At 70.4% G+C, this 8,665-nt stretch carries 7 protein-coding genes; 4 read left to right on the plus strand and 3 right to left on the minus strand.

All coding sequences use genetic code 11. From position 1 onward, the window contains the following. Window positions 1-24: 24 nt before the first annotated feature. Window positions 25-2,145: a DUF6311 domain-containing protein gene (locus tag FHR90_RS02000; protein WP_176622396.1), complete on the plus strand. Its 2,121-nt coding sequence runs from the start codon at window positions 25-27 to the stop codon at window positions 2,143-2,145. Window positions 2,146-2,190: 45 nt separating this feature from the next. Here FHR90_RS02000 and FHR90_RS02005 read toward each other — a convergent pair whose 3' ends face one another. Both FHR90_RS02005 and tyrS read right to left on the minus strand, forming a co-directional pair. Then, window positions 2,191-3,786, minus strand: coding sequence for a glycoside hydrolase family 99-like domain-containing protein (locus FHR90_RS02005; protein WP_176622394.1), 1,596 nt, complete (start codon window positions 3,784-3,786; stop codon window positions 2,191-2,193). Between the two features lie 86 nt (window positions 3,787-3,872). Further along, entirely contained in the window at window positions 3,873-5,114 is a 1,242-nt protein-coding gene (tyrS, locus tag FHR90_RS02010; RefSeq protein WP_183274655.1) for a tyrosine--tRNA ligase, read from the minus strand. Between the two features lie 34 nt (window positions 5,115-5,148). Between tyrS and FHR90_RS02015 the strand changes: the two genes are divergently transcribed. Continuing rightward, window positions 5,149-6,261, plus strand: a complete 1,113-nt coding sequence (locus tag FHR90_RS02015) for an anhydro-N-acetylmuramic acid kinase (protein WP_183274678.1) — start codon at window positions 5,149-5,151, stop codon at window positions 6,259-6,261. A 56-nt stretch (window positions 6,262-6,317) separates the two neighbouring features. Here FHR90_RS02015 and FHR90_RS02020 read toward each other — a convergent pair whose 3' ends face one another. Beyond that, window positions 6,318-7,205 (minus strand): NmrA/HSCARG family protein, encoded by an 888-nt coding sequence (locus FHR90_RS02020; RefSeq protein ID WP_176626456.1) that lies wholly within the window; start codon window positions 7,203-7,205, stop codon window positions 6,318-6,320. Between the two features lie 120 nt (window positions 7,206-7,325). Between FHR90_RS02020 and FHR90_RS02025 the strand changes: the two genes are divergently transcribed. After that, entirely contained in the window at window positions 7,326-8,213 is an 888-nt protein-coding gene (locus tag FHR90_RS02025) for a LysR family transcriptional regulator (RefSeq protein WP_183274656.1), read from the plus strand. 111 nt (window positions 8,214-8,324) lie between these two features. After that, window positions 8,325-8,665 (plus strand): thiolase family protein (locus tag FHR90_RS02030; protein ID WP_456305507.1); only part of this gene is annotated, 341 nt, incomplete at its 3' end.

Here is an 8,665-nt window from a genome sequence, read left to right on the forward strand (position 1 = left end):
CGCGAAGCGGGCTACCACGCCCGCATGACGACCACGCAACCCCCAGACGCCGCCAGAAGTGCCATCGAACGCCGGTCCCGGGCACTGGCCTACGCCATCGCCGCGGGGATCGGCCTGTGCGCCGTGCTGTGGTCGTTGCCGCTGCGGGTGATCGCCGGATTCCTGCCGCCGGGCGCGCCGCCGCAGGCCCTGCTCGACTATGTCCAGCACGTCACCGGCCAGGTGTATTTCCTCGCCCAGCCCTGGCACTGGCCGCTGCTCGAAGCGCAGCGTCTCGATGCGCCGTATGGCATCAGCATCGCGCTCACCGACAGCATCCCGCTTGTGGCGGTGCTGCTGAAACTGCTGCATCCCCTGGTGCCATGGGTGCAGCAGGGGATCGGCCCGTTCCTCGGGCTCGCCTGGCTGATGCAGCCGGTGGCGGCGGTATTCGCCCTGCGCGGCACCGGCGAACGCCGCCTGCTGCCGGCCGTCGCGATCGCGGTGATGGCGTCCTCGATGCCGAGCTTCCTGTTCCGCTTCCTGCATGCCGGGCTGGACGGACATTTCCTGCTGCTCGCAGCCCTCGGCCTGTATCTGCGCGCCATGCGTCCACGCCATGCGACGGCCTGGCTCGCCGTCCTGTGCGCGGTGTTGGTGCTGTCGCTGTTCGTCCATCCCTATCTGATGGCGATGATTGCGGCGATCGCCGCTGCGGTGCCCGCAAGCCAGATCCTGCGTGGCGATTTCCGTGCCGCCGCCGGGGGTGCGGCTCTGGTCGCGCTGGCCACCGCCCTCATCGGATGGGCCGCCTGGGGCTTCGACTATCTCGCGCCCGGCGATCCGAATGGCTTCGGCAAATACTCGATGAATCTCGCCGCCCCCGTCTGGCCCGGGCTGGGCTGGTTCGCCCCTCGGCTCGGGATCGGCGCGATCGAGGGCACCGGCGGTCAATATGAAGGCTACCAGTATCTCGGCGCCGGCCTGCTCGGCCTGCTGCTCGTCCTGTTCGTCACGCGGGCGGGACGGGGTTGGGTGCGCTCGGCCCTGCGACGCCACGCCGGGCTGGCTGCCGCGATGGCCGTGCTGACGCTGTATGCGTTGTCCAACCACGCCATGGCGTTCCATCACACGCTGTGGCAGGTCGCCTTCGAGCCGCCCGGCGCGCACGCGCTGCGCTCCTCGGGGCGGCTGTTCTGGCCGGCGGCCTACCTGCTGCTGCTTGCCGGCGTGCGCGGCGTCTGCGTTACGCAGCCGCGTCTCTTTCCTGTCGTTCTGGGGCTGGCGGCGTTGCTGCAGCTTGTCGATGCCATCCCTCTGCGCGCGCGCGTCACCGACACCGAACGCGCCGGCGAGGCGGCACCGACCCCCGAGGCGACGCGACTGCGCGGCGTCCTTGCCGGCTACCGCACGCTGTGGCTGCGTCCGCGCATGGAATGCAATGTCTGGGATATGACGCAGCCGATGGCGGCGATCCTGCTCGCCGCGCCCGACGATCTCGCCACCGACAGCATCTACGCCGCCCGAACCCCCGCAGGGACGGCCTGCGATTCCAATCTCGGCGCCGCCGACCGGCTGCCGCCGGGCGTGCTCGGTCTCGCCTATGGCGAGCGGCGCGACGCGCTCGCCCATGTCTGGCAGGCGTATGGGGCGCGCTGCGGCGTGCTCGGTGAGGATGTGCTGTGTTCGGCCGACGGTCAGGGGCTCGCCGGACTGCCGCAACCGCCCGCGCCGTCTCCGCTGCCGTCCGACGTGACGGTGTCCGGTGCGCAAGGCGAGCGCTTCGGTGCCTCGCTGGTGCATGGCTGGTATCAGCTCGAGCCCTGGGGCGCCTGGGCGGGCTCGCCGTTCCCGCAATTGCGGATCGTGCTGCCCGATGCCCTGCGTGATGGTCCGGTCGCGGTGACCCTCGGCCTGCAGGCGCCGCCGGGTGGTGTGCCGCGTCCGGTTGTCGTGCATGCCGGCGCGGCGGATGGTCCGGTGGTGGCGCGGTTCTCGGTCGCTCCCGACATGGCGACCTATCGACTGGTGGTGCCCGCCGATCTCGGCCGGCAGGGCGATCTGCTGGCGCTGACCCTCGACGACGGCGCCACCGTGCGCATTCCCACCGACGCGCGCCATTTCGGCGTTGGTCTCGGCTCGATCCGGATCGAGCCTGCACCTTGAGCCCACCGTGCCGTCGCGGTGTACGAGCCCGGGCGGACTGTGTCCTCAGGGCGCGGTCGACAATATGCCCCGGGCAGGGGTGAAGCTGAACCGGCAGGCCGGGCACAGTACGGCCGAGATCGCGTTCAGATAGCTGCCACCATAGGCCAGGCTGGGCTCGATGAAGCGCCCCTCGCCATATTCGTTCCAGTTGTCGATGAACAGAATCTGATGACGCAGCGTGTTCGCCGGCGCGGCCCGCGCGGTGGCGAGCGCATCCTTCAGCAGGTCGCCGAGCTGGGTCGGCGACAGCAGGCACTTGAACAGCAGGTCGCTCCAGATGCTGGTGTCGTAGCCCATCGACACCGTCAGCGTGCTCGGCAGGACCGAGAACCTGGCCCAGTCCGCCCAGGACTGCTTTTCGGCGGCGATGAACTGCTGCGTGCTCGGCGTCGCGGTGGTCAGCGTGCCGGTGAAGGTCGGGGTCGAATAGGCCATGACCCCATCGAAGCCGATCGCGGCGGCGAGGGCGTTGCTGGCGTGTGAGGAGCCGTTGTTGGTGGCGAGCAGTACCAGCCCCGGCAGCCCCGCCCGCACCGCCAGGGCGCGGAACCGGGTGATCGCGGCTGCGGCCGGGGCGGTGCCGCCGAGCTGGCTGGCGAGGATGTCGGCGCTGGCGATCACCAGCACGGGCCGGCCGTCGATGCGCAGATAGTTCGACCGCGTGAAATACGAGTTGATCCAGAAGGAGGCGAGGTTTCCCAGGAAATCGTCCACCCCGCTGATGCCGCCATCGACGGGATTCGCATTGTCCCACAGGATGTTGAACTGCAGGCTGGCGCGTGCGGGCGAGGTGTCGGCGAGCGCACGGATGACACCGTTGAAGATGGCCTGCACGGGCTGCCCGGCATTGCCTTTCTGCCGGTACCAGCAGCTCTGGAAAGCGTTGATGCCAGCCCGGCGCGCCAACACGACACGCGCGCTGGTCGTGTCGGTCTCCGAATCGTCGTAGAGGCCGCCATAGGGACCGGTGAGCGGGCGGTTGTAGGGCGCACGAGACAGGACGGACTGCCACATCGCCTGGCTCGACCACAGGTCGCAGGCCTCCATCACGACCGTCGGCGCGGTTCCCGCGGGCGCTAGAGCCGCGAGGGTCATGGCGGACGTGAAGGCGTTCGGGGTGGCCGCCACAGGCGTCGCCGTCAGTTGCAGCGACCTCAGACCGATGCGTCCGCCACCAAGGATGGTGACGCGCAGATAGCGAAACGTCGCCAGGCCGCTCACGCCATAGCTGTCGGAACAGAGTTTACCGGCCTGTGACAGCAGCTGCGTCCACTGCTCGGGCTGCAGGTTGCTGCCGTTGTCGGATCCCTCGACCGTGAACGACCAGCAGCCCGTCGCCGGAAACACCACCTTGAGGGCGGTGATGCGGTTGGGCGTGCCGAGATCCCAGACCAGTGTCTGCGGGGCGGCGCCGCTCGCGAACCAGGCCCCGGATGCATTGAGAAGACCGGTGGCCGAACTGCCGGAAGCGGTGCTGGAGGCGGAGACGCCGGGATAGGGCCCGGGCACGGCAACCGGCGCCGCCGCGCAGGGCGATGGCCGCATCAGCAGCGTCAGCAGACCAAGGAGCGGGACGAGGGCGGACAGGACGTAACGCATGATGCGACCCTGCGCCCCGAGCCGATAAGAAGGGGTTAACGCCGCACGGATTTCGCGCCCCTGTCGCCGCCCGTCAGCCGGTGGGCCTACAGGCGCAGCAGGACGTGGTGTTTGCGCCCCGATGACAGCTTCACCGTCCCGTCCCGCCAGTCCGTCGAGGCCAGCCGCGCCGCCTCGTCATCCACCACAGCGTCGTTGACTCGCGCGCCGCCGCCGCGAATCAGCCGCCGCGCCTCGCCGTTCGACGCGGCCAGACCCGCCTCGACGAAGGCGCGCACCACCGTCAGCCCATCCTTCGGCAGCCCACCGGCCAGCCGCTTCTCTGGCAGGCCACCGGCCGCAGCCCCGCCCTCGAACACCGATCGGGCCGTCTCGGCCGCGGCCTGGGCCGCGGCGCGGCCATGCACCAGCGCGGTCGCCTCGGTCGCCAGCACCTTCTTCGCCTCGTTGATCCCGGCTCCCTCGAGCGCATCGAGCCGCGCGATCTCGTCGAGCGGCAGTTCAGTGAACAGGCGCAGGAAGCGGCCGACATCCGCATCCTCGGTGTTGCGCCAGAACTGCCAGTATTCGAACACCGGCAACTTCTCTGCCGACAGCCACACCGCGCCCGACGCGGTCTTGCCCATCTTCGCCCCCGAGGCGGTGGTCAGCAGCGGCGTGGTCAGCCCGAACACCTGCCGCTGGTCGAGCCGGCGCACCAGATCCACGCCGGAGACGATGTTGCCCCACTGGTCGGACCCGCCCATCTGCAGCCGCACGTCATGGCGGCGGCCGAGTTCGAGGAAATCGTAGCTCTGCAGGATCGAGTAGTTGAATTCGAGGAAGGTCAGCCCCTGCTCACGGTCGAGCCGGCTCCTGACCGAATCGAAGCTCAGCATCCGGTTGACCGAGAAATGCGGCCCCACATTGCGCAGCAGCTCGATATAGCCGAGCCGGTCCAGCCAGTCGGCATTGTTGACCAGCATCGCATCCGCCGGCCCGTCGCCAAAGCTCAGCAGCCGTTCCAGCCCGGCGCGGATACCGGCGACGTTGGCGGCGATGCGCGCCTCGTCCATGAGTTGACGCGCTTCCTCGCGCAGCGACGGATCGCCGATCTTCGCGGTGCCACCACCGACCACCGCCACCGGCCGATGGCCGTGACGCTGCAGCAACCGCAGCATCATGATCTGGAACAGATGCCCGACATGCAGGCTGTCGCCGGTCGGGTCGAAGCCGATATAGCCCGCGATGGTGCCGGCGTTCATCGCCGCGTCGAGCGCGTCGAGATCGGTGCACTGGAAGATGAAGCCGCGGGCGGCGGCTTCCAGCAGGAACGGGTTTGTCGGCATGATCGGGTCCGGTCAGGCGGGCGAGGGGGGTGAGATGTCGGAGGCGCAGGGTGTAACAGCCCACACGCGGCGCGTCATCGGGCTCATGAGCGGCACCTCGCTCGACGGGGTGGACGCCGCCTGGATCGAGACCGATGGCGAGCGCATCGTCCGCACCGGCGCAGCACTGACCGTGGCCTACGAGCCGTCCGTGCGCCGTCGGCTGCGCGCGCTGCTCGACCGCGCGCCGTCGATCACCGACCCGGATGACGCGGAAGTCGGCGCCCTGTCCGACCTGCTCGCCGACCGCCATGCCGAGGCGGTGGCCGCGGTCTGCACGCAGCAGGGCGAGGCGGCCGAGCTGATCGGCTTCCATGGCCAGACCATCCTGCACGATCCGGCGCGTCGCCGGACCTGGCAGATCGGCAATGCCGCCCGTCTGGCGGCCGCGACCCAGTGCATGGTGGTGCACGATTTCCGCAGCGCCGATGTCGCCGCCGGCGGCCAGGGCGCGCCGCTGGTGCCGCTGTATCATGCCGCTCTTGCGGCCGGGCTGGCAGCGTCGGAACCCGTCGCCGTGCTCAATCTCGGCGGTGTCGCCAACCTGACCTATCTGCACGGCGGCCTCATCCTCGCCGCCGATACCGGCCCCGGCAACGCGCTGATCGACGACTGGGCGCATCGCCACACGGGCGTTCCCTGCGACATCGACGGCGCGCTGGCCGAGGCGGGGCGGCCCGACGCGGCGCTCCTCGCGCGCCTCCTGTCGCATCCGTTCTTCGCCGCCCCGGCGCCGAAATCGCTCGATCGGCAGGCCTTCGCAGGCGCGCTCGACGCGGTCTCGGGCCTTTCGCCGGCCGATGGCGCGGCGACGCTGGTGGCCTTCACCGCCGGCGCTGTCGCGGCAATGACACTGCCCTTGCCCCCCGCGCGCTGGCTGGTCTGCGGCGGAGGGCGTCGTAACCCTGCCCTGATGCGCGCCCTGGCACGGCATCTGCCCGGTGAGGTCGCGCCGGTGGAGCGGGTCGGCTGGGACGGCGACGCGCTCGAGGCGCAGTGCTTCGGCTTCCTGGCGATTCGCTCGCTGCGCGGCTTGCCGCTCAGCCTGCCGACCACAACCGGAGTGCCCGAGCCATTGAGCGGCGGTCGCCGCGTGCCGTGCTCGTGACGTAGGCGATACGGGCCGCTGGAGCGGCGCTCGCGTGCGCAGAACGCTCCCTCGCCTCACCCCACCCAGGACCGGGCCATTTCGGCGGCGAAGGCGCGGTAGCTGCGCGGGGGATGGCCGAGCAGCGCGGTCAGCCGGGCGATGTCCTGCGGCCCCGCCACCGCCCCCGCGCTCTGGTAGCGCACACACATCAGGCGCAGGTCGCGCGCCAGCCAGTTCGGCATTGTCTGGCGCAGCCGCGCCTCGAACCCGTCGAGATCGTCTCCGCCATAGCGGACCTCGCGACCCAGCACCTCGCCCCACAGGGCGGCGAGCGCCGGACCGGTCAGCGCCTCCGGGCCGACCAGCGCATAGGTCTCGCGCGGCAGCGTGCCGGGGGCGGTATCGCGGCGCAGCAGTTCGACCGCCGCCGCCTCGCCGATGTCGCGGGTATCGACCATCGAGAGGCCGCGTTCGCCGATCGGCATCGGATAGAGGCCGGGGCCGGTGAGCGCATCACGCATCCCGGCGTCGTTCTGAATGAAATAGGCCGGACGCAGGATCGTCACCGGCAGGTCGAGCGCCTCGATCATCCGTTCGACCGTGCCCTTGGAGGCGAAATGCGGCAGATCGGCATACTCTGCATTGTCGGCGCCGAAGACCGACAGATAGACGATGCCCTTTACCTTTGCCCGGCGGGCCGCGTCCAGCGCCAGCATGGCCTGCGTCAGTTCATCGGCGATGTTCGGCACCAGCAGGAACAGAGTGTCAACGCCGTCGAGTGCTGCTTCGAACCCGACCGGGTCGGCGAGGTCGCCGGCGATGGCGGCGACCTCGTCGGGCAGCCGGGCGGCGGCGGGATCACGGGTCAGCGCCCGCAATGCGGTCGTGGTCGATCGCGCGCGCAGCGCGTCCAGCACCTCTCGACCGATGAGGCCGGTCGCGCCGGTGACGAGAATGGTCATGAGAATGTCTCCTTCAGCCTGGCGACGCATGGCGCCGCCTTGCGGGAAATCTTGGGCGCTCCATTCTGGCTGATAAGTCGTCAATTTCGGCACAAGCTGTCCCGGAAATGGAACGCAACGATGCCGAACGTCCCCGCCGACCTGTCTCTCTTGGCCGATTTCGATCTGGTGGCCCGGCATGGCGGGTTCGGCCGCGCCCAGCGCGCCGCCGGGCGGCCCAAGGCAAGTCTGTCGCGGCGCATTGCCGAGCTCGAACGCCAGCTTGCGGTCAGGCTGATCCTGCGCGGCGGTGCACGCATGCGGCTGACCGAGGAAGGTGCGGTGCTCGCCGCCCGTATCGCCGGCCCGCTCACCGAGCTGAGCGAGGCCGCTGCGGCCGCCAGCGCCCAGGCCACCGAGGTTCAGGGCCGGCTGCGGGTCAGCGCGCCGGTGGTGTTCGCCCAGGTGGTGCTCGGCCGGGTGGCGGCGCGTCTCGCACTGGCGCATCCCGAATTGCGCCTCGAAGTGGTGGCCGAGGACCGCCGCGCCGACCCGGTTCAGGACGGGTTCGATGTGGTGATCCGCGTCGATCCCGCCGCCGATGAACAGCTCGTCGGGCGCCGCATCCTCGTCGACGCGCGCGTGATCGCCGCAGCGCCCACGCTTTCTTCGCCCTGGCTCGGAGGTCCTGACATCGTGCCGGCGGTGATGTTCGGCAGTGTGGAGACGCGCGTCTGGCAGCTGCGCGACCGCCACGGGACCGAGCGCGAGGTTGCGATCCGTCCCGGCGCGCGGCTGTCAAGCATGCCGATGGTGCGCGAGGCGGTGCTGGAAGGTGGCGGCGCGGCCGTGCTGCCGCGGCTGCTGGTCGCCGACGATCTCGACGCCGGCCGGCTCGTCGAATGGGGGCGGGTCGGCGCGCCGGTGGAGGTGTGGATGTTGCATCATGCCCGCCGCCTGCCGGGAGCGAAGCTGCGCGCCTTCCTCGAGGCGGTCGCCGCTGTCACGGCGGCGCAAGTCGCGATCTGACCCGGTCGACGGGGGTCGAGGCGGGGAGCGCCATCGCGCGCCGGCCTATCGCGCAGCGTCCCGACCCCCTATCCTATACGGCAATCAGTCGGAATTTCGGGGGAAATGGTGGTGAGCGAGCAGCAGATCGTCCTGTGTGAACCGGTGCGCACCGCGATCGGGTCCTATAACGGCACGCTGAAGGGCGTGGCTGCGACGGAGCTTGGTTCGGTTGTGGTGTGCGAGACGCTGCGCCGCGCGGGTCTCGATGGGGCGAAGCTCGACACGGTGGTGATGGGCAATGTCGTGCAGGCGGGCAACCGGATGAACCCGGCCCGCCAGGCGGCGATCGGGGCCGGCGTCCCGGTCGGCGTGCCAGCGCTCACCGTCAACCGCGTCTGCGGCTCCGGCGCGCAGGCGATCCTGTCGGTCGCACAGGAGATCCGGGCTGGCGACGCGACGCTGGCGGTGGC

It is taken from the genome of Endobacter medicaginis, from assembly GCF_014192375.1.
GTDB classification, from domain to species: domain Bacteria; phylum Pseudomonadota; class Alphaproteobacteria; order Acetobacterales; family Acetobacteraceae; genus Endobacter; species Endobacter medicaginis.